Genomic DNA, 18,289 nt, shown 5'->3' with positions numbered 1-18,289 from the left:
GCAAAAAAGCATGGAAACATCTCTCACCAATCTGCTGGATTTCGATCCTGAGCAACTAGTCGCCTACTGCGCCGAGCTGGGGGAGAAGCCTTTCCGTGCCAAACAGCTGCAGCGCTGGATCCACCAGTTCGGTGCGTCCGACTTTGACAGCATGACCGACCTCGCCAAGTCCTTGCGCGAGAAGCTGAAGACGCGCGCCCACATCGTGGCGCCGGCTGTCATCAGCGACCATACTTCCGCCGACGGCACCCGCAAATGGCTGGTGGACGTGGGCAATGGCAATGCCGTGGAAACCGTGTTCATCCCGGAAGAAAACCGCGGCACGCTGTGCATCTCGACCCAGGCCGGTTGCGCCGTGAACTGCCGTTTCTGCTCGACCGGCAAGCAAGGCTTCAACCGCAACCTGACCGTGGGCGAAATCATCGGCCAGCTGTGGATGGCTGAATTCGCGCTGCGCCAGACCAAGGGCATCGAGCCCGGCCCGAAAGGCGAGCGCCAGATCACCAATGTGGTGATGATGGGCATGGGCGAGCCGCTGCTGAATTACGGGCCGACCGCCACCGCGCTCAAGCTGATGCTGGACGATAACGCCTACGGCCTGTCGCGCCGCCGCGTGACCCTGTCCACCTCGGGCGTGGTGCCGATGATCGACAAGCTGTCGCAGGACGTGCCGGTGGCGCTGGCGGTATCGCTGCACGCGTCCAACGACAAGCTGCGCGACGAGCTGGTCCCGCTGAACAAGAAGTACCCGCTGAAGGACCTGCTGGCGGCGTGCAAGCGCTACCTGGAGTTCGCGCCGCGCGACTTCATCACATTCGAGTACTGCATGCTCGATAACTACAACGACACGGACGAACATGCGCGCGAGCTGATCGCGCTGGTGAACCATCCAGAGTTCGGTGTCAATTGCAAGTTCAACTTGATTCCTTTCAACCCCTTCCCGGAATCGGGCCTGCTGCGCTCCAAGAACCCGCGCATCAAGGCCTTCGCCGAAATTCTGATGAATGCGGGCATCGTAACCACCATCCGCAAGACGCGCGGCGATGATATCGACGCGGCTTGCGGGCAGCTGGCGGGCGAGGTGAAAGATCGCACCCGCGTGGCCGAACGGATGGAAAAGATGACCGAATACCAGAAGAAGTACGGCGCCGATTTCGGCAAGATCGTGGAGATTCGTTCCTGATGACCGATTTCGCCCAGCGCCGCTTCAAGTGCCTGGCCGCGGTCGCGCTGGCCAGTGTATTGGCGGGCTGCGCGACTTCGGGGCAAAGCCCCAGTGGCAAAGAAGAGCTGAAAACCCTTTCCGATCAGACTTCCGCGCAAAAACGCGCCGAGATCCGCATGCAGCTCGCGATCGGCTACTTCGAGCAGGGTAATTACCCGATTGCGCTGGACGAAGTGAAAAAGGCGATCGCCGCCGATCCACAGGGCGCCAATGGCTACAGCCTGCGCGCCATCATCTACATGCGCATGGGCGAGAAGGAACGGGCGAACGACAACTTCCTGCAGGCCCTGAAGCTGGCGCCGAGCGATCCTGACCTGAACAATAATTACGGGTCCTTCCTGTGCCAGAATGACCGCATCAAGGAATCGTTCAAGCATTTCGATGCTGCGCTGGCGAACCGCAATTACCGCTCGCCGGCCGGGGCCTTGAACAATGCGGGCAGCTGTGCGCTGAAGATCAAGGACATTGACCTGGCCGAGCGCTACCTGCTGCAGGCGTTGAAGCTGACGCCGGAAGTGCCTGAAACGAATATTGGCCTGGCCAAGGTGTACTATGCGCGGCGCGATTATCCGCGCGCCAGCTTCTTTATCACGCAATTGCACAAGGTAGCGAAACTGGACGGCCTGCCGGCTGACGTCTTGTGGCTGGCGATCAAGGTGCAGCACAAGATGGGCGACCAGGGTCTGGAGCAGGGCTTCGCGACCCAATTGCGGCGCCACCACGCCCAGTCGCCGGAGTATGCAGCGTATCAAAGTGGGGCGTTTGATGAGTGAAAACGGGGAACCAATGGATTCTGAGCAGGACAAGCCGAGTAGCCGGCAGCAAGCTTCCGCGCCCGGGGCAGCACTGGCAGCGGCACGCGAGGCCATGGGCATGTCGGTCGAGCAGGTTGCCGACCAGCTGAAACTGGCGCCGCGCCAGGTGATGGCGATCGAGCAGGGTGATTTCGACGCCTTGCCTAACCGCGCAGTGACGCGTGGTTTCATCCGCGCTTACGCGAAGGCGGTGAGGCTCGACCCGGCGCCGCTGGTGGCGATGGTGGAAGTGGAAGGGGCGGCAGGGCATGCCGATGCGACCGTGCGCCCGACCATGGTGAAGGCTTCATTCCAGGAGTCGCGCTTCCCTTCGCTGAACGAACGCAATAACGGCAAGCCGCTGGGCGCGATTGTGGCCGGCGTGGGCGTGCTGGCATTGCTTGGCTTGGCCGCGGCCTGGCAGATGGGCATCCTGTCGCCGCTGACGCTGGCGAGCCGCGGCGGCCTCACGGCACCTGCTGCTCCGGCCGAGCCAGTGGTGCCAGTGGTGACGCAACCGAGCGCGCTGCCTGCCGAAGCGCCAATGCAGACGCAGAACGTGCCGCTGATTTCGGTACCGCCGCAACCTGGCGGCAATACTGCACCGGATGTGGTGGCGGGCGTCGGTGTGCCAGGCGCCGCCGGCGGCGTGCCTGCACCGGCAGCCGCGCCGGGCGCCGTCCCGGCCACGGCTCCCGGCATGACGACGACCACTGGCGGCGTTGCTGCGCCAGCAACTGCGCCTGTCACGGCGCCAGGCAATGCCGCCGCCACGCCTGTCGCGGGCGTCGCTCCCGTCAACCGCGCTGCGCCGACCGTTGGCGGTGCGCCGGCAACGACGACCCCGGCTTCGCCGGGCTTGATTCCGGCCAAGCCGACGGCGGTGGCTCCAGCTCCGGCCGCGCTGCCAGGCGCTGCCCCGGTGGCAACCGCGCCGGCCATGCCGACAACGCTGGCTGGCGCAGCTCCCGCGGTAGGTGCCGCCGGCGGCAAGCTGGTGCTGACGGTGAAGGAAGACTCGTGGGTCGAGATTCGCCGCGCCGGCCAGCCCAACCTGACCCGTGGCACGGTGAAGGCCGGCAGCACCCAGACCTTCAACGTGCGCGCGGATGACGTGCTGATCGTCGGCAAGCCGGGCGCCGTGAGCGCCAGCCTGGCGGGCGGCAAGCTGGAATTGACGCAAGATCCGGGCAAGTCGTACGCCCTCGTGAACATCAAGTAATAAGAGTAGCCAAGCATGTCTTCTTCGAACAACCCGATCCCATCCGGACCACTGGCGCGCCGAGCCAGCCGCCGTGTGCTGGTGCAGCATGGCGAGCGCAAGATCTGGGTCGGTGGCGACGCGCCGGTGGTGGTGCAGTCGATGACCAATACCGACACCGCCGACGCGGTGGCGACGGCGATCCAGATCAAGGAGCTGGCGCGCGCCGGTTCCGAGCTGGTGCGCCTGACGGTGGACCGCCCGGAGTCGGCGGCTGCCGTGCCTTACATCCGCGACCAGCTGGACAAGATGAGCATCGACGTGCCGCTGGTGGGCGACTTCCACTACAACGGCCACACCCTGCTGACCGAGTTCCCGGCATGTGCCGCGGCGCTGTCGAAGTACCGCATCAATCCGGGCAACGTGGGCAAGGGCGCCAAGCGCGACACGCAATTCGCGCAGATGATCGAAGTGGCGGCCAAGTACGACAAGCCGGTGCGCATCGGCGTCAACTGGGGCTCGCTGGACCAGGCGCTGCTGGCGCGCATCATGGACGAAAACGCAGCACGCGAAAATCCATGGACCGCGCAGGCCGTGATGTACGAAGCGCTGATCACTTCCGCGATTGAAAACGCGGTACGCGCGGAAGAACTGGGCCTGGCGCGCGACAAGATCATCCTGTCGTGCAAGGTGTCCGGCGTGCAGGACCTGATCGCGGTGTACCGCGAACTGGGCAAGCGCTGCGACTACCCGCTGCACCTGGGCCTGACCGAGGCGGGCATGGGCAGCAAGGGCATCGTGGCGTCGACCGCCGCGCTGTCGGTGCTGCTGCAAGAGGGCATCGGCGACACCATCCGCATTTCGCTGACCCCGGAACCGGGCGGCGACCGCACCAAGGAAGTGGTGGTGGGCCAGGAAATCCTGCAGACCATGGGCCTGCGCAAGTTCACTCCGATGGTGATCGCTTGCCCGGGCTGCGGCCGTACCACGTCCACCGTGTTCCAGGAACTGGCGGACGATATCCAGAGCTACCTGCGCGAGCAGATGCCGGAATGGAAAAAGACCTACCCGGGCGTGGAGTCGATGAACGTGGCCGTGATGGGCTGCATCGTCAACGGCCCGGGCGAATCGAAGCATGCGAACATCGGCATCAGCCTGCCGGGCAACGGCGAATCGCCGGCCGCTCCGGTTTTCGTCGACGGCCAAAAGGTGGCGACGCTGCGCGGCGATAATATCGTCAGCGAATTCCAGGCCATCGTGCTCGACTACGTACAGAAAAACTATAGCAAAGCAGCTTAAAGAACATGTCCAATAAAGCAGACAAAATCACAGCCATCAAGGGGATGAACGATCTCCTGCCGGCCGACGCCCACTTGTGGGAAATCTTCGAGAACACCGCGCAGTCCGTGGTGCAGAGCTACGGCTTCCAGCAGATCCGCACCCCGATCGTGGAAGAAACCCGCCTGTTCTCGCGCGCCATCGGCGCCGTGACCGACATCGTCGAGAAGGAGATGTATTCTTTCGAAGACTCCATGAACGGCGACCAGTTGACGCTGCGCCCGGAAGGCACCGCCGGGGTGGTGCGCGCCGTGCTGGAGCATAACCTGGTGTACGAAGGCCCCAAGCGCCTGTGGTACAAGGGCCCGATGTTCCGTCACGAGCGTCCGCAGCGCGGCCGCTACCGCCAGTTCCACCAGTTCGGCGCGGAAGCCGTGGGCTTCACCGGCCCGGACGTGGACGCCGAAATGATCGTGATGTGCCGCCGCCTGTGGGATGACCTGGGCCTGGAAAACATCCGCCTGGAAATCAACTCCATCGGCGATGCCGAAGAGCGCGCACGCCACCGCGTCGACCTGATCGCCTACCTGCAGCAGCACGAAGAGCACCTCGACGCCGACGCCAAGCGCCGCCTGCACACCAATCCGCTGCGCATCCTCGATACCAAGAACCCGGAGCTGCAAGGCATCGTCAACAGTGCGCCGAAGCTGCTGGATTACCTGGGCGATGAATCGCGTGCGCACTTCGAAGGCGTAAAGAAGATCCTCGACGCCAACGCGATCCAGTACACCGTCAACACCCGCCTGGTGCGCGGCATCGACTACTACAACCGCACCGTGTTCGAATGGGTGACCGACGAACTGGGCGCGCAGGGCACCGTGTGCGCCGGCGGCCGTTACGACCCGCTGATCGAAATGTTCGGCGGCAAGCCAACCCCTGCGGTCGGCTTTGCCATGGGCATCGAGCGCCTGATCGAACTGATGAAAGGCGCCGGCGACACCGCAGCGCCGCGCCAGTGCGACGTGTACCTGGTGCATCAGGGCGAAGCGGCACGCATGCAAGCCTTCATCATCGGCGAGCGCCTGCGCGACGCCGGCCTGGACGTGATCCTGCACTGCGGCGGCCTGAATGGCGCCGGCAGTTTCAAGTCGCAGATGAAAAAAGCCGACGGCTCCGGCGCAAGCTTCGCAGTCATCATCGGCGAAGACGAAGTGGCCAACAACACTGCCGTCGTCAAGGCAATGCGCGCTGAAGAAGGCGAGGGCCAGCAGCAAACCGTCGCGTTTGAAGGCGTTGTCGATTACGTCGTGGACCAGATCACATGCGGAGACGATTGTGACCACGACCATCACCACCACCATTAATTAAAGAAACAGGCAGACTGAAACATGGCATACGATCTCGACGAACAAGAACAGCTTGCTAACCTCAAGGCATGGTGGGCAAAGTACGGCAACCTGACCACCTGGGTGGTGATCGCAGTCCTGGCCGCCTATTCGGGCTGGAACGGCTGGAACTACTACCAGCGCAACCAGGCGGCGCAAGCCTCCGTGCTGTTTGACGAACTGCAGAGCGCTGTCAACGCCAAGGACAATGCCAAGGTGGCGCGCGTGGCGGGCGACATCGAGACCAAGTTCGGCCGCACCGCCTATGCTTCGCTCGGCGCACTGAGCGCTGCCAAGTCCTTCTTCGATGCCAATGACCTGAAGTCTGCCAAGGCCCAGCTGGAGTGGGTGGTCGCGCACGGCAACGACGAGCATAAGAACATTGCATCGATCCGCCTGGCCGGCGTGCTGCTGGACGAAAAATCCTACGACGCCGCGCTGAAGGCGCTGGCCGTGGCAGCACTGCCGCAGTTCAAGGCCTCGGTGGAAGACCGCAAAGGCGACATCCTGGCAGCGCAGAACAAGATGGAAGAAGCTCGCACTGCCTACAAGGCAGCGCTGGAAGCGGCCGAGAAGAACAATCCTGGCCGCCAGCTGATCCAGCTCAAGCTCGAATCGATTGGCGGCACGGTGCCGGAAGTGAAGGCCTGATCCGATGCTAGCGACCCGTACTGTTATTGCGCTGGGCGTCGTAGCGCTGGCTGCCGGCTGCGGCAGCCTGAATCCGTTCAAGAAGGAAGACAAGTTCGCACCGGCCAAGCTGGAAGAATTGAAGGGCGGCGTACCGGCCCGCATCGTCTGGAAGCACAGCACCGGCAAGGCGGGCGTCAACGTGTTCACGCCTGCGCTGGCAGACAACAGCGTGTTCGTGGCCGATGCCGACGGCGTGATCGAGCGCCTGGACGCCGCCAGCGGCAAGGTGCAGTGGCGCAGCAAGACCGGCGCCGACCTGACCGCCGGCGTCGGCGTCAGCCCGGATGGCAAGCTGGTGGCAGTGGGTGCTGTCAAAGGCCAGCTGATGGCCTTCGATGGCAGCGGCAAGGCCCTGTGGAAAGTCCAGGCGTCGAGCGAAATCCTGTCCTCGCCGGCAGTCGGCAACGACGTGGTGATCGTGCGCACCGTGGATAACAAGGTCACCGCTTATGACGCGGCCGATGGCAAGAAGCGCTGGTTCATCCAGCGCGTCACGCCGCCGCTGACGCTGCGTAATATGCCAGGCCTGGTGATCGCCAACAATAATGTGTACGCGGCGCAGCCTGCTGGCCGCATCCTGGCGATGGCGCTGTCAAACGGCGTGCCGCGCTTTGAAGTGCCGCTGTCCGAACCGCGCGGTGCAACCGAACTGGAACGCGTGTCCGACATCAGCGGCACCCCGACCGTGTTCGAGCAAGACCTGTGCGCGGTGAGCTACCAGGGCAAGGTGGGCTGCCTGGATATCAATACCGGCGTGGCCCGCTGGACCAAGCCGGCATCGTCGGACGTGGGCGTGGGCGTGGACCAGCGCTTCGTGTTCGTGTCGGACGAGAAGGGCGCCGTGCAAGCCTTTGCCCGCGAAGGCGGCGCATCGGCATGGAAGAACGAAAAGCTGGCATACCGCCGCTTGTCGGCTCCGGTTTCCTATGGCCGTTTCGTGGCCGTGGGCGACCTCGATGGTCATGTGCACTTCCTGTCGCGGGAAGACGGCACGATTTTAGGTCGGATCAGCACCGACGGCAGCGCCATCAAGTCGGCGCCGCTGTTGTCGGGTCCGAATGTGATTTTCCAAACCCAGAATGGGACTGTGGCCGCTATCGCGGTCGAATAAAAATAATATGAAGCCGGTAATTGCACTTGTTGGTCGCCCGAACGTCGGGAAATCGACCTTATTCAATCGACTGACCCGCTCGCGCGATGCGCTGGTGGCGGACCTTCCTGGCCTGACGCGCGATCGTCACTATGGCGAGGGCCGCGTGGGCAATCGCCCGTTCCTGGTCATCGATACCGGCGGTTTCGAGCCGGTCGCCAAGGAAGGCATCATGTTCCAGATGGCCCTGCAGACCAAGCAGGCCGTGGCGGAAGCCGACGTGGTGGTGTTCCTGGTCGATGGCCGCCAGGGCATGACCCCGCACGACAAGACGATTACCGATTTCCTGCGCAAATCCGGCCGTCCGGTGCTGCTCGTGGTGAACAAGGCCGAAGGCATGCGCTATACCGCTGCCGTGTCGGACTTCTACGAGCTGGGCCTGGGCGATCCGTATGCGATTTCCGGTGCCCACGGCGACGGCGTGCACGACCTGGTGGCCGAGGCGCTGGACAAGGCGTTTGCCTCCCGTCCGGCCGACGAGGAAGAACTGCTGCCGCAGGAACGCGGCGTGAAGATCGCCCTGGTGGGCCGCCCGAACGTGGGCAAGTCGACCCTGATCAATACCCTGGTGGGCGAGGAGCGCGTGATCGCCTTCGACATGCCGGGCACTACCCGCGATTCGATCGAGATCCCGTTCGAGCGCGACGGCAAGCAGTACACCCTGATCGACACGGCGGGTATCCGCCGCCGCGGCAAGGTGTTCGAGGCGATCGAGAAGTTCTCGGTAGTGAAGACGCTGCAGTCGATCTCGGAAGCCAATGTGGTGATCCTGATGCTCGATGCGCAGCAGGATATCTCCGAGCAGGATGCGCACATTGCGGGCTTCATCCTGGAGTCGGGCCGCGCCCTGGTGGTGGCGGTCAACAAGTGGGACGGCCTGCAGTCGGACGACCGCGACCAGGTGAAGATGGACATGGACCGCAAGCTGGACTTCCTGTCCTTCGCCAATACCCACTTCATTTCGGCCCTGCGCGGCACCGGCATCGGCCCGCTGATGAAGTCGGTAAACGGCGCCTATGCCGCCGCCACGGCCGACCTGCCGACGCCCAAGCTGACCCGCGCCTTGCAGGAAGCGATCGAGAAGCAGGAGCCGAAGCGCAAGGCCGGCGTGCGTCCGAAAATGCGCTATGCGCACCAGGGCGGCCAGAACCCGCCGATCATCGTCATCCACGGCAATTCGCTGGATGCGGTGTCCGAGCCATACAAGCGCTATCTGGAGAAGCATTTCCGCGATAGTTTCAAACTGGTCGGCACCCCGCTGCGGATTGAATTGCGAAACGGAAAGAACCCTTTCGACAAGCGCGAGAAAGCCTGATAAGGGGATCTTAAGCTTTATCCCGCTGCAAGATTTAAAAAAACAAGGTACAGTGTCTTTGGAGCAGCATCCCCAGCACTTGAAAAACAGGCGCAGCGTCTCCAATTCGTACACAACAACATAAAACGGAGCTGTTATGAGCAATAAAGGGCAATTGTTACAAGACCCATTCCTGAACGCGCTGCGCAAAGAGCACGTTCCAGTCTCGATCTACCTGGTCAACGGCATCAAGCTGCAGGGTCATATCGAGTCTTTCGACCAATACGTGGTCCTGCTGCGTAACACCGTGACCCAGATGGTTTACAAGCACGCCATTTCCACCGTGGTGCCTGCCCGCGCCGTCAACCTGAACATGGATAACTCCTCCGAGGCAGCGGAGTAAGCCACTTCGTATGCGTGCAGCTTTAGTCGGGGTAGATTTCGGTCAGGGCGACTTTGCTGCCAGTATCGAGGAGTTGATGCTGCTGGCCCGCTCCGCGGGTGCAGAACCGGTCACCACCATTACCGGCAAACGGTCTTCGCCGGATGCCGCGTATTTCGTCGGCAGCGGCAAGGCCGATGAAATCGGTCATGCAGTGCAGGACCACAAGCTCGAAATCGTCATCTTCAATCATGCGCTGTCCCCAGCCCAGCAGCGCAACCTGGAAAAACGCCTGAACGTCAGGGTGCTTGACCGCACCAGCCTGATCCTCGACATCTTTGCGCAGCGCGCGCAAAGCCACGAGGGCAAGCTGCAGGTCGAGCTGGCCCAGTTGCAGCACCTGGCCACGCGCCTGGTGCGCGGCTGGACCCACCTTGAACGCCAGAAGGGCGGTATCGGCCTGCGCGGCCCCGGTGAAACCCAGCTCGAAACCGACCGCCGCCTGATCGGCGAACGCGTGAAGATGCTGCGTGCCCGCCTGGCCAAGCTGCGCAAGCAGCACGAGACCCAGCGCCGCGCCCGCGGCCGCAGCCACACGTTCTCGGTGTCCCTGGTCGGCTATACCAATGCCGGCAAGTCGACCCTGTTCAATACCATGACCAAGGCCGGCGTCTACGTCGCGGACCAGTTGTTCGCCACGCTCGATACCACCTCGCGCCGGGTTTACATGGGCGAGGAAATCGGCAACGTGGTGGTCTCCGACACGGTCGGTTTCGTGCGCGAACTGCCGCACCAGCTGGTGGCCGCCTTCCGCGCCACGCTGGAAGAAACCATCCATGCCGATTTGCTGCTGCACGTGGTCGACGGTTCGTCGCCGGTGCGCATGGAGCAGATCGAGCAGGTCAACCTGGTGCTGCGCGAGATCGGCGCCGACCATATTCCGCAAATCCTGGTGTGGAACAAGATCGACGCGGCGGGCCTGGAGCCGGCGGTCGAACGTAATGAGTATGATAAGATTTCCCGCGTATTCATCAGCGCACGCACGGGCGAAGGCCTGAACCTGCTGCGCGATGCAATCTGTGAGGCAGCACGGGATGAGCAGGAGGCGCTCGCCAACCCCAAAGAGGAGGTGGCGCCAGACAGTATTCTCACCTTTACCCAAGTAGGATCTCACTAAAAGAAAAATATGCCTTTTTCCTCTCTCAAGAAAAGACTCGGCAACTATATTGCCCAGGAAGGCAAAAAGCCCGGCGAAGGACCGCCGGACCTCGATCAACTCTGGCGTGATTTCAACCAGCGCCTGAATGGCCTGTTCGGCGGCGGCAAAAACCGCGGCAGCAATCCGGGCGGCGGCAATGGCGGCGGCGACATGAAGGGCGCCGGCTTCACCGTTGGCGCGGTCGCTTCGGTGGCAGCGCTGGTGTGGCTCGCCTCCGGCGCGTTCATCGTGCAGGAAGGCCAGACCGGCGTGGTCACCACGTTCGGCAAATTCAGCCACACCACGCCGGCCGGTTTCAACTGGCGCTGGCCGTATCCATTCCAGGGCAACGAAATCGTCAACGTGTCCCAGGTGCGCACGGTGGAAGTGGGCTACCGCGGCAGCGCGAAGACCAAGATGGCTTCCGAAGCGCTGATGCTGACCGAAGACGAAAACATCATCGACATCCAGTTCGCCGTGCAGTACAAGCTGAGCGACCCGGTGAAGTGGCTGTACGCCAACCGCGATGCGGAAGACACCGTGCGCCAGGTGGCGGAAACGGCCATCCGCGAAATCGTGGGCCGCAGCAAGATGGACTTCGTGCTGTACGAAGGCCGCGAAAAAGTCGCTACCGATACCCAGCAACTGATGCAGTCCATCCTGGACCGCTACAACTCGGGCGCGCAGGTAACCAATGTGACGATGCAGGGCGTGCAGCCGCCGGAGCAGGTGCAGGCCGCGTTTGACGACGCCGTGAAAGCGGGCCAGGACCGCGAGCGCCAGAAAAACGAGGGCCAGGCCTATGCCAACGACATCGTGCCGAAAGCGCGCGGTGCGGCATTCCGCCTGATCCAGGAAGCCGAAGCGTATCGCGCCATGACTGTGCAGAACGCGACCGGTAACGCCGACCGCTTCAAGTCCGTGCTGACCGAATACCAAAAGGCGCCGGCCGTGACGCGCGACCGCATGTACCTGGACAGCATGCAGCAGATCTTCTCCAACACCAGCAAGGTGATGGTCGATTCCAAGGCTGGCAGCAACCTGCTGTACCTGCCGCTGGACAAGCTGATCGCCCAGGTGGCAGCTACCGAGGGCCGCGCCGCCAGCGTGACCCCGCCGCCGCCGGCTGCCGTGCTGCTGCCGCCGGAACCGACATCCGACCCGAACCGCCGCGATGGCCGTTCGCGTGAATCGTCCCGTGACCGGGAGGGCCGTTAATGAATCGCTTTGCAACTATCCTGATTACCGGCTTTATCGCCCTGATGCTGCTGTCGTCCACCGTGTTCGTGGTGGACCAGCGCAAGTACGCCATCGTGTTCGCGCTGGGTGAAGTCAAGCAGGTGATTTCCGAGCCTGGCCTGCACTTCAAGCTGCCACCGCCGTTCCAGAACGTGGTGTACCTGGACAAGCGCATCCAGACCTTGGACCCGAAAGAGGCTGACCGCTTCATCACTGCCGAAAAGATGAACATCCTGGTCGATGCCTTCGTCAAGTGGAAGGTGACCGATCCGCGCCTGTACTTCGTCTCCTTTGGCGGCGACGAGGGCAGGGCCGGCGACCGCATGCAGCAGATCGTCAAGGCGGCGCTGAACGACGAGATCACCAAGCGCACCGTGCGCGAAGTGATTTCCGGCCAGCGCGGCAAGGTGATGGAATCGATCCGCGGCAAGGTGGTGGACGAGGCCAAGCAGATCGGCGTTGAAATCGTCGACGTGCGCCTGAAGCGCGTGGATTACGTTGAGCAAATCAACAACTCGGTGTACGAGCGCATGAAGGCCGAGCGCCTGCGCGTGGCGAACGAAGCGCGCTCCACCGGCGCCGCCGAGTCGGAGCAGGTGCGCGCCGACGCCGACAAGCAGCGTACCGTGATCCTGGCCGAGGCATACCGCGAGGCGGAAAAGATCAAGGGCGAGGGCGATGCCAAGGCGTCGCAGATCTATGCCGAAGCATTCGGCCGCAACCCGGAGTTCTACAAGTTCTACCGCTCGCTGGAAGCTTACCGCGCTTCCTTCAAGAGCAAGGCTGACGTGATGCTGGTTGATCCGCAGTCTGACTTCTTCAAATACTTCAAGAGCGCAGGCTCCGGCAAGTAAGCCGAAAAAGATGGGGACGGAGCCCATTTATTTGGGTCCGTCCCCATTTATTTCGCCGCCATTTTTTTACCTGCACCGCAACAATTTCGCGTAAAATACGCGGTTTGGTCATCCGATTTTCCGGATGGCGTAGTTGCGCCTGCGTTGTTTTTAATTCAATAGCACCAACCATGCCGAATTGGCTTTTGCCTGAATATATTGCCGACGTCTTGCCATCCGAAGCACGCAAGATCGAGGAATTGCGCCGCCTGATGCTGGATAACTTCCGGCTGTACGGCTACGAGCTTGTGATGCCGCCGATGCTGGAGTACGTCGAGTCCCTGCTGACTGGCGCCGGTACCGACACGGACCTGCGCACGTTCAAGCTGGTGGACCAGATTTCCGGCCGCATGCTGGGCCTGCGCGCCGACATGACGACCCAAGTGGCGCGCATCGACGCCCACCTGCTGAATCGTGCCACCGTGACCCGCCTGTGCTATGCCGGCTCCGTGCTGCATACCCGTCCGTCCGGCCTGCATTCGACGCGTGAGCCTTATCAGATCGGCGCCGAAATCTACGGCCATGCCGGCCTGGAAGCGGACGCGGAAATCCAGGAACTGGCACTCGGCTCGCTGTCGCTGGCTGGTTTCACCGACATGCGCCTGGACCTGACCCACGTCGGCGTGCTGCGCGCGATCCTGGCGCAGGATCCTGCCGCGACCAGGGATTACGACGCCATCGTGGCCCTGTTGCGCGGCAAGGATGCGCCGGGGCTGCAGCAGCAGACTGCCAAGTACAACGAAGTGACCCGCGCCGCACTGCTGGCATTGCCGAACCTGTACGGCGACGTCGAAGTGCTGAAGCGCGCGCGCGAAGTGCTGCCGTCACTGCCGGGCATTACCCACGCGCTGGCAGAACTGGCTGCGCTGGCGGCATCTGCCATCGGCCGTGCCGAAGTGGCGATCGACCTGGCCGACCTGCGCGGCTACCAGTACGAGAGCGGCGCCATGTTCGCCCTGTACGTGCCGGGCCTGCCGAATGCGGTAGCACGCGGCGGCCGCTACGACCACGTGGGCGAAGCATTCGGCCGCGCGCGTCCGGCCACCGGCTTCTCGCTGGACCTGCGCGAACTGGCGCGCCTGCTGCCGACCGCGGAGCGCAAGCATTCGATCCGCGCGCCATGGGGCAATGCACCGGAATTGAAAGAAAAAATCGCCGAGCTGCGCAAGTCCGGCGAAGTTGTGATCCAGTCGCTGCCGGGTCACAACGATGAACAGGACGAGTTCGAGTGCGATCGCGCGCTGGTGCTCGACGAAAGTGGTAGTAACTGGATTCTCAAAAACTTAGGTTAATTGTGATGTCAAACAAAACTGCAAAGAACGTTGTTGTTATCGGCACCCAGTGGGGCGATGAAGGCAAAGGCAAGATCGTCGACTGGCTGACTGAACACGCCCAGGGCGTGGTGCGCTTCCAGGGCGGCCACAACGCGGGCCACACCCTCGTGATCGGCGGCGTCAAGACCGCCCTGCAGCTCATCCCTTCGGGCATCATGCGCCCAGGCGTGGCCTGCTACATCGGCAACGGTGTGGTGCTGTCCGTGCCTGACGTGCTGCGCGAAATCGACAAGCTGGAAGCAGCCGGCGTGGAAGTAGCTTCCCGCCTGAAGATTTCCGAAGCTTGCCCGGTCATCCTGCCTTACCACACCGCGCTGGACGCGGCGCGTGAAGCCGCCCGCGGCGCGGCCAAGATCGGCACTACCGGCAAGGGCATCGGCCCTGCATACGAAGACAAGGTCGCCCGCCGCGCGATCCGCGTGGCCGACCTGCTGAACGCGGAGCGCTTTGCAGAGAAGCTGAAAGAGAACCTGGACTACCATAACTACGTCCTGGAAAACTACCTCAAGGCTCCGAAGATCGATTACCAGAAGACCCTGGACGATGCGCTGGCCTACGTGCCGCGCCTGCGCCCGATGGTGACCGACGTGTCGTCCGCCCTGTACGCGACTCATAAAGCTGGCGGCTCGCTGCTGTTCGAAGGCGCGCAAGGCTCGCTGCTGGACGTCGACCACGGCACCTATCCGTTCGTCACCTCGTCGAACTGCGTGGCAGGTAACGCTGCTGCCGGCGCTGGCGTTGGTCCTGGCATGCTGCACTACATCCTGGGCATCACCAAGGCCTACACCACCCGCGTTGGTTCCGGCCCGTTCCCATCCGAACTGCCGACCGATGCAGGCGTTGGCCACCACCTGTCCTCCGTGGGCCACGAGTTCGGTACCGTGACCGGCCGTGCCCGTCGTTGCGGCTGGTTCGACGCAGCGCTGCTGCGCCGCTCGGTGCAGATCAACGGCGTGTCGGGCATGTGCCTGACCAAGCTGGACGTGCTGGACGGCCTGGAAACCCTGAAGATCTGCACCGGCTACACCATCAACGGCAAGCAGGTCGACATCTTCCCGGTCGGCGCCGAAGACGCTGCGCTGTGCCAGCCGATCTACGAAGAAATGCCAGGCTGGAAGGAAAGCACCGTCGGCGCCAAGTCGATGGACGCGCTGCCTGCCGCTGCCCGTGCTTACGTCAAGCGCATTGAAGAAGTGGTCGGCGTGCCGATCGATATGGTTTCCACCGGCCCTGACCGCGAAGAGACCATCGTCCTGCGCCACCCGTTCGAATAACGCATTGCAAGGCGGGCCACGAGTCCGCCCGTACCGGCCAGCGCCGGACAGTAGGGCGGGTCAATGACCCGCCTTTCCAATTTCAGAGAGAAGGAAAAGCAATAATGAGCACTCCGCAATCCGACCAAAAGCACCTGTGGGTCTCCTGGGACGAGTATCACCGCCTGATCGAGCGCCTGGCGCTGAAGGTCCATGAATCGGGCTGGAAGTTCGACATGGTGCTGTGCCTGGCGCGCGGCGGCGTGCGTCCTGGCGACGTGTTCTCGCGCATCTTCGACGTGCCGCTGGCGATCCTGTCGACCAGCTCCTACCGCGAAGAAGCTGGCACCGTGCGCGGCGACCTGGATATCGCCAAGTACATGACCATGACCAAGGGCCCGCTGTCCGGCAAGATCCTGCTGGTGGACGACCTGGCTGATTCCGGCGTGACCCTGACCAAGGTGATGAAGCACCTGAAGGACAACTTTGAAGGCGTGACCGAAGTGCGTTCGGCGGTGATCTGGACCAAGGGCTGCTCCGCGTTCAAGCCTGACTACCAGATGGAAGAACTGCCGCACAACCCATGGATCCACCAGCCGTTCGAAGACTACGACGGCCTGCGCCCGCACCAGCTGGCGGCGTGGATCAAGAAAGGCGAGACCGGCGCGTAATAGCGCTGGCTCCAGAAAAGAGCGGAAGGGCGCAAGTCCTTCCGCTTTTTTTTATCAGCGTACTTCCAGCAACTCGACGTCGAATATCAGGTTCGAGTTCGGCGGAATCGGACCGATGCCGTTGCTGCCATAGCCCAAGGAAGCAGGCACGACCAGGGTGCGTTTGCCACCCACCTTCATTCCCTGCACGCCTTGGTCCCAGCCTGGAATCACTTGTCCGGCGCCGAGCGGGAAGCTGAAAGGCTTGCGGCCGATGGACGAATCGAACTGCGCGCCGTGCTGCTGCGGCGAGTTCGGTTCGTAAATCCAGCCGGTGTAATTGACCACAACGTTAGCGCCGGCAAGCGCTTCCTTGCCGGTGCCGACAACGGTATCAATCTTCTGGAACGGAATGGCGGCGGCTTCGGATTGCGCCGGTGGATTGCTGCGCTCGCAGCCGGCCAATGCCAGGGTAAGGCTTGCGCCGATAAGGCAGGCGGAAAACAGTCGCTTCATGTTCTTCTTTCAAAATAAATGGCAAAGAAGCGAGTGTACTGAATCCGCCACAAATTGCGAAAAAACTAGCAGCTATCGGCATTTTGGGATGTTTCTATAAGGAAATGACTATACAATTCTTGGCATCATTTTGCTGTTGCCAGGATAGTCGATGTTTCCTTCGATGTTGTTGTCTGTGATGCTGGCGGTGTCGCCCCCGGAGCCGGGCGGCGCCCAGGCCGCCAAACCTGCCGCACTGCAGAAGCACTGGGCCGAGCACAAATTCGACGCCATCGAGCGCAGCCTGCGCGAGTCGTGCACGTCCGACCCGGCTGGCTTCGAAGCGCAATTCGACAGCTATTTCCGCAGCACGCAAACCTGGGAAGCCGACCGCAACGCGCTGGAGCAATGGCGCCAGCAAGCGCCCCATGCGCTGGCGCAGGCGCTGGTCGAAGCGATCTATTGGCGCGCCTATTCCTCGCAACTGCGCCTGGGCGCCGTTGGCCACTTGCGGAAAGAGGCCATGGCGTTTTACCAGGAGCAGCTGGGGCGCGGCGTAGCGCGTCTGCAGCACGTCAAGGCGCAGGCCAATGTCTGCCCGCTGTGGCATAGCCTGAACATCAGCCTGCAGCTGGAGGGCGCCGGTTCGCGCCGCAGTGCCGCCAGCGCATACCTCGACGCGGTGCAGGCTTTCCCGAACGACCAGCAGATCCACTTCGCCATGTCGCGCGCCTACAGCCCGCGTTCGGGCGGCAGTGCGGTGCAGTTCGACCAGTTTGCCCGGCGCGCCGTGTTCTTCACCAAGGCAGTGGAGGGCGGGGCCATGTACGCGCGCCTGTACTGGCGCGAAGATGGCAATGGCAGCGATGCGATCCAGTTCCGCGAGCAACGCGGCATGCCGGAATGGCGCATGGTGAAGGGCGGTTTTGAAGACCTGCTGCAGCGGCATCCGCAAGACCTGCGCGGCCGCAACAAGTTTGCCTCGTTCGCCTGCCGTGCCAATGACCGCGAGACTTACCTCCGGCTGCGCCAGGAACTTGGCGAGCGCATCATGCCCGAGCTGTGGCCGGACGTGGCCAGTGCCGAGGCTTGCGACCGAAAACTGGGCAAGGGCGCCTCAGCCGCCACTTCGCCGACGCAAGCCGGTGGTGTAAACTCGCAGTCATGACTCAAGACTTCTTCCAGACCTTTATCCTGCTGATGCTGGTAACCGACCCGTTCGGCAACGTTCCCATTTTTGCGTCGGCGCTGGCCACGGTGCCGCCCAAGCGCCGCCCGAAAATCGTGGTGCGCGAGTGCCTGATTGCGTTCGTTGTGCTGCTGGTGTTCATGTTCTTCGGCAGCCATTTCCTCAAGGCCCTGAGCCTGTCGGAAGCCTCGCTGCGCATCGCGGGCAGCGTGATACTGCTGCTGATCGCGATCCGCATGGTGTTCCCGCATCCGGACGGAGTGCTGGGCAAGCAGGAGGGCGGGGAGCCGTTCATCGTGCCGCTGGCGATCCCCGCGCTGGCAGGTCCATCCGCGCTGGCGACGGTGTTGCTGTTCTCGCGCGAGAGCACCGGCGAAGTGCTGATGCACGTGGCGGCGCTGGCCGCCGTGGTTGTGGTGTGGCTGGTGGTGTTCCTCGGCGCCGAGCGCTTGCAAAAGGCCCTTGGTTCGCAGGTGATGACGGCCTTCGAACGCCTGATGGGGCTGATCCTCGCTGCGATGTCGATCGAGATGCTGCTGGGCGGCGTGCGCGAGTTCGTCAAGACGCTTTAAAGCGGCAGTAACGCCTCGTGATTTTCCGTGACTTTTTCTGTCGGGCAATGGCAATATAATCATC

Annotated in this window: 18 protein-coding genes; 17 read left to right on the top strand and 1 reads right to left on the bottom strand. The window is 62.8% G+C overall.

What is annotated here, in order from left to right; all coding sequences use genetic code 11:
• Positions 1-10 precede the first annotated feature (10 nt).
• The 15 genes from rlmN (at position 11) to ACN9MZ_RS21625 (ending at position 15,990) form a co-directional block, all read left to right on the top strand.
• The gene (gene rlmN / locus ACN9MZ_RS21695) at positions 11-1,183 is read left to right on the top strand and encodes a 23S rRNA (adenine(2503)-C(2))-methyltransferase RlmN (RefSeq protein ID WP_426338973.1); all 1,173 of its coding nucleotides are present in this window, start codon (positions 11-13) and stop codon (positions 1,181-1,183) included.
• Complete coding sequence (pilW, locus tag ACN9MZ_RS21690) at positions 1,183-1,998, top strand: type IV pilus biogenesis/stability protein PilW (protein ID WP_426338972.1); 816 nt, start codon at positions 1,183-1,185, stop codon at positions 1,996-1,998. The genes rlmN and pilW overlap by 1 nt, the downstream gene beginning before the upstream one ends.
• A 13-nt stretch (positions 1,999-2,011) precedes the next feature.
• Entirely contained in the window at positions 2,012-3,241 is a 1,230-nt protein-coding gene (locus ACN9MZ_RS21685) for a helix-turn-helix domain-containing protein (RefSeq protein WP_426338971.1), read from the top strand.
• Positions 3,242-3,256: 15 nt separating this feature from the next.
• Positions 3,257-4,519 carry a flavodoxin-dependent (E)-4-hydroxy-3-methylbut-2-enyl-diphosphate synthase gene (gene ispG / locus ACN9MZ_RS21680; RefSeq protein WP_426338970.1) on the top strand — a complete coding sequence of 421 codons (1,263 nt, stop codon included), beginning with the start codon at positions 3,257-3,259 and terminating at the stop codon, positions 4,517-4,519.
• Between the two features lie 5 nt (positions 4,520-4,524).
• Positions 4,525-5,862 carry a histidine--tRNA ligase gene (gene hisS / locus ACN9MZ_RS21675; RefSeq protein WP_426338969.1) on the top strand — a complete coding sequence of 446 codons (1,338 nt, stop codon included), beginning with the start codon at positions 4,525-4,527 and terminating at the stop codon, positions 5,860-5,862.
• Between the two features lie 24 nt (positions 5,863-5,886).
• Positions 5,887-6,534, top strand: a complete 648-nt coding sequence (locus tag ACN9MZ_RS21670) for a YfgM family protein (RefSeq protein WP_426338968.1) — start codon at positions 5,887-5,889, stop codon at positions 6,532-6,534.
• Between the two features lie 4 nt (positions 6,535-6,538).
• Entirely contained in the window at positions 6,539-7,687 is a 1,149-nt protein-coding gene (bamB, locus tag ACN9MZ_RS21665) for an outer membrane protein assembly factor BamB (protein WP_426338967.1), read from the top strand.
• Positions 7,688-7,694: 7 nt separating this feature from the next.
• Complete coding sequence (der, locus tag ACN9MZ_RS21660; protein ID WP_426318746.1) at positions 7,695-9,041, top strand: ribosome biogenesis GTPase Der; 1,347 nt, start codon at positions 7,695-7,697, stop codon at positions 9,039-9,041.
• 136 nt (positions 9,042-9,177) lie between these two features.
• Complete coding sequence (gene hfq / locus ACN9MZ_RS21655; protein ID WP_055931606.1) at positions 9,178-9,423, top strand: RNA chaperone Hfq; 246 nt, start codon at positions 9,178-9,180, stop codon at positions 9,421-9,423.
• 10 nt (positions 9,424-9,433) lie between these two features.
• A complete protein-coding gene (hflX, locus tag ACN9MZ_RS21650; protein WP_426338966.1) occupies positions 9,434-10,579 on the top strand; it encodes a GTPase HflX in 1,146 nt (381 codons plus the stop codon).
• Between the two features lie 9 nt (positions 10,580-10,588).
• The gene (gene hflK, locus ACN9MZ_RS21645; RefSeq protein WP_426338965.1) at positions 10,589-11,818 is read left to right on the top strand and encodes an FtsH protease activity modulator HflK; all 1,230 of its coding nucleotides are present in this window, start codon (positions 10,589-10,591) and stop codon (positions 11,816-11,818) included.
• Positions 11,818-12,693, top strand: coding sequence for a protease modulator HflC (hflC, locus tag ACN9MZ_RS21640; RefSeq protein ID WP_426338964.1), 876 nt, complete (start codon positions 11,818-11,820; stop codon positions 12,691-12,693). Before hflK ends, hflC begins: the two co-directional genes overlap by 1 nt.
• 170 nt (positions 12,694-12,863) lie before the next feature.
• On the top strand, positions 12,864-14,024 hold the full coding sequence (locus ACN9MZ_RS21635; RefSeq protein ID WP_426338963.1) for an ATP phosphoribosyltransferase regulatory subunit: 1,161 nt from the start codon (positions 12,864-12,866) through the stop codon (positions 14,022-14,024).
• A 5-nt stretch (positions 14,025-14,029) separates the two neighbouring features.
• Positions 14,030-15,340 (top strand): adenylosuccinate synthase, encoded by a 1,311-nt coding sequence (locus ACN9MZ_RS21630; protein WP_426338962.1) that lies wholly within the window; start codon positions 14,030-14,032, stop codon positions 15,338-15,340.
• 104 nt (positions 15,341-15,444) lie between these two features.
• On the top strand, positions 15,445-15,990 hold the full coding sequence (locus tag ACN9MZ_RS21625; RefSeq protein WP_426163072.1) for a phosphoribosyltransferase: 546 nt from the start codon (positions 15,445-15,447) through the stop codon (positions 15,988-15,990).
• A gap of 54 nt (positions 15,991-16,044) precedes the next feature.
• On the opposite strand, the gene ACN9MZ_RS21620 is transcribed toward ACN9MZ_RS21625, so the two are convergent.
• Positions 16,045-16,485 (bottom strand): FKBP-type peptidyl-prolyl cis-trans isomerase, encoded by a 441-nt coding sequence (locus ACN9MZ_RS21620; protein WP_426338961.1) that lies wholly within the window; start codon positions 16,483-16,485, stop codon positions 16,045-16,047.
• A gap of 151 nt (positions 16,486-16,636) precedes the next feature.
• Between ACN9MZ_RS21620 and ACN9MZ_RS21615 the strand changes: the two genes are divergently transcribed.
• Both ACN9MZ_RS21615 and ACN9MZ_RS21610 read left to right on the top strand, forming a co-directional pair.
• Entirely contained in the window at positions 16,637-17,632 is a 996-nt protein-coding gene (locus ACN9MZ_RS21615; protein ID WP_426338960.1) for a hypothetical protein, read from the top strand.
• Positions 17,629-18,225 carry a MarC family protein gene (locus ACN9MZ_RS21610; protein ID WP_057259514.1) on the top strand — a complete coding sequence of 199 codons (597 nt, stop codon included), beginning with the start codon at positions 17,629-17,631 and terminating at the stop codon, positions 18,223-18,225. The genes ACN9MZ_RS21615 and ACN9MZ_RS21610 overlap by 4 nt, the downstream gene beginning before the upstream one ends.
• Positions 18,226-18,289: the final 64 nt, after the last annotated feature.

This window comes from Pseudoduganella sp. S-14 (assembly GCF_049913285.1).
Taxonomy (GTDB): domain Bacteria; phylum Pseudomonadota; class Gammaproteobacteria; order Burkholderiales; family Burkholderiaceae_D; genus Rugamonas.
This window is presented reverse-complemented; position numbering and strand designations above follow the sequence as displayed.

Coding starts and splice junctions, on each gene's coding strand:
- rlmN (WP_426338973.1), top strand. CDS start 11: ATGGAAACATCTCTCACCAATCTGCTGGATTTCGATCCTGAGCAACTA.
- bamB (WP_426338967.1), top strand. CDS start 6,539: ATGCTAGCGACCCGTACTGTTATTGCGCTGGGCGTCGTAGCGCTGGCT.
- hflC (WP_426338964.1), top strand. CDS start 11,818: ATGAATCGCTTTGCAACTATCCTGATTACCGGCTTTATCGCCCTGATG.
- ACN9MZ_RS21625 (WP_426163072.1), top strand. CDS start 15,445: ATGAGCACTCCGCAATCCGACCAAAAGCACCTGTGGGTCTCCTGGGAC.
- hflX (WP_426338966.1), top strand. CDS start 9,434: ATGCGTGCAGCTTTAGTCGGGGTAGATTTCGGTCAGGGCGACTTTGCT.
- der (WP_426318746.1), top strand. CDS start 7,695: ATGAAGCCGGTAATTGCACTTGTTGGTCGCCCGAACGTCGGGAAATCG.
- hfq (WP_055931606.1), top strand. CDS start 9,178: ATGAGCAATAAAGGGCAATTGTTACAAGACCCATTCCTGAACGCGCTG.
- ACN9MZ_RS21685 (WP_426338971.1), top strand. CDS start 2,012: ATGGATTCTGAGCAGGACAAGCCGAGTAGCCGGCAGCAAGCTTCCGCG.
- ispG (WP_426338970.1), top strand. CDS start 3,257: ATGTCTTCTTCGAACAACCCGATCCCATCCGGACCACTGGCGCGCCGA.
- ACN9MZ_RS21630 (WP_426338962.1), top strand. CDS start 14,030: ATGTCAAACAAAACTGCAAAGAACGTTGTTGTTATCGGCACCCAGTGG.
- ACN9MZ_RS21620 (WP_426338961.1), bottom strand. CDS start 16,485: ATGAAGCGACTGTTTTCCGCCTGCCTTATCGGCGCAAGCCTTACCCTG.
- ACN9MZ_RS21615 (WP_426338960.1), top strand. CDS start 16,637: ATGTTTCCTTCGATGTTGTTGTCTGTGATGCTGGCGGTGTCGCCCCCG.
- ACN9MZ_RS21635 (WP_426338963.1), top strand. CDS start 12,864: ATGCCGAATTGGCTTTTGCCTGAATATATTGCCGACGTCTTGCCATCC.
- ACN9MZ_RS21610 (WP_057259514.1), top strand. CDS start 17,629: ATGACTCAAGACTTCTTCCAGACCTTTATCCTGCTGATGCTGGTAACC.
- pilW (WP_426338972.1), top strand. CDS start 1,183: ATGACCGATTTCGCCCAGCGCCGCTTCAAGTGCCTGGCCGCGGTCGCG.
- hflK (WP_426338965.1), top strand. CDS start 10,589: ATGCCTTTTTCCTCTCTCAAGAAAAGACTCGGCAACTATATTGCCCAG.
- hisS (WP_426338969.1), top strand. CDS start 4,525: ATGTCCAATAAAGCAGACAAAATCACAGCCATCAAGGGGATGAACGAT.
- ACN9MZ_RS21670 (WP_426338968.1), top strand. CDS start 5,887: ATGGCATACGATCTCGACGAACAAGAACAGCTTGCTAACCTCAAGGCA.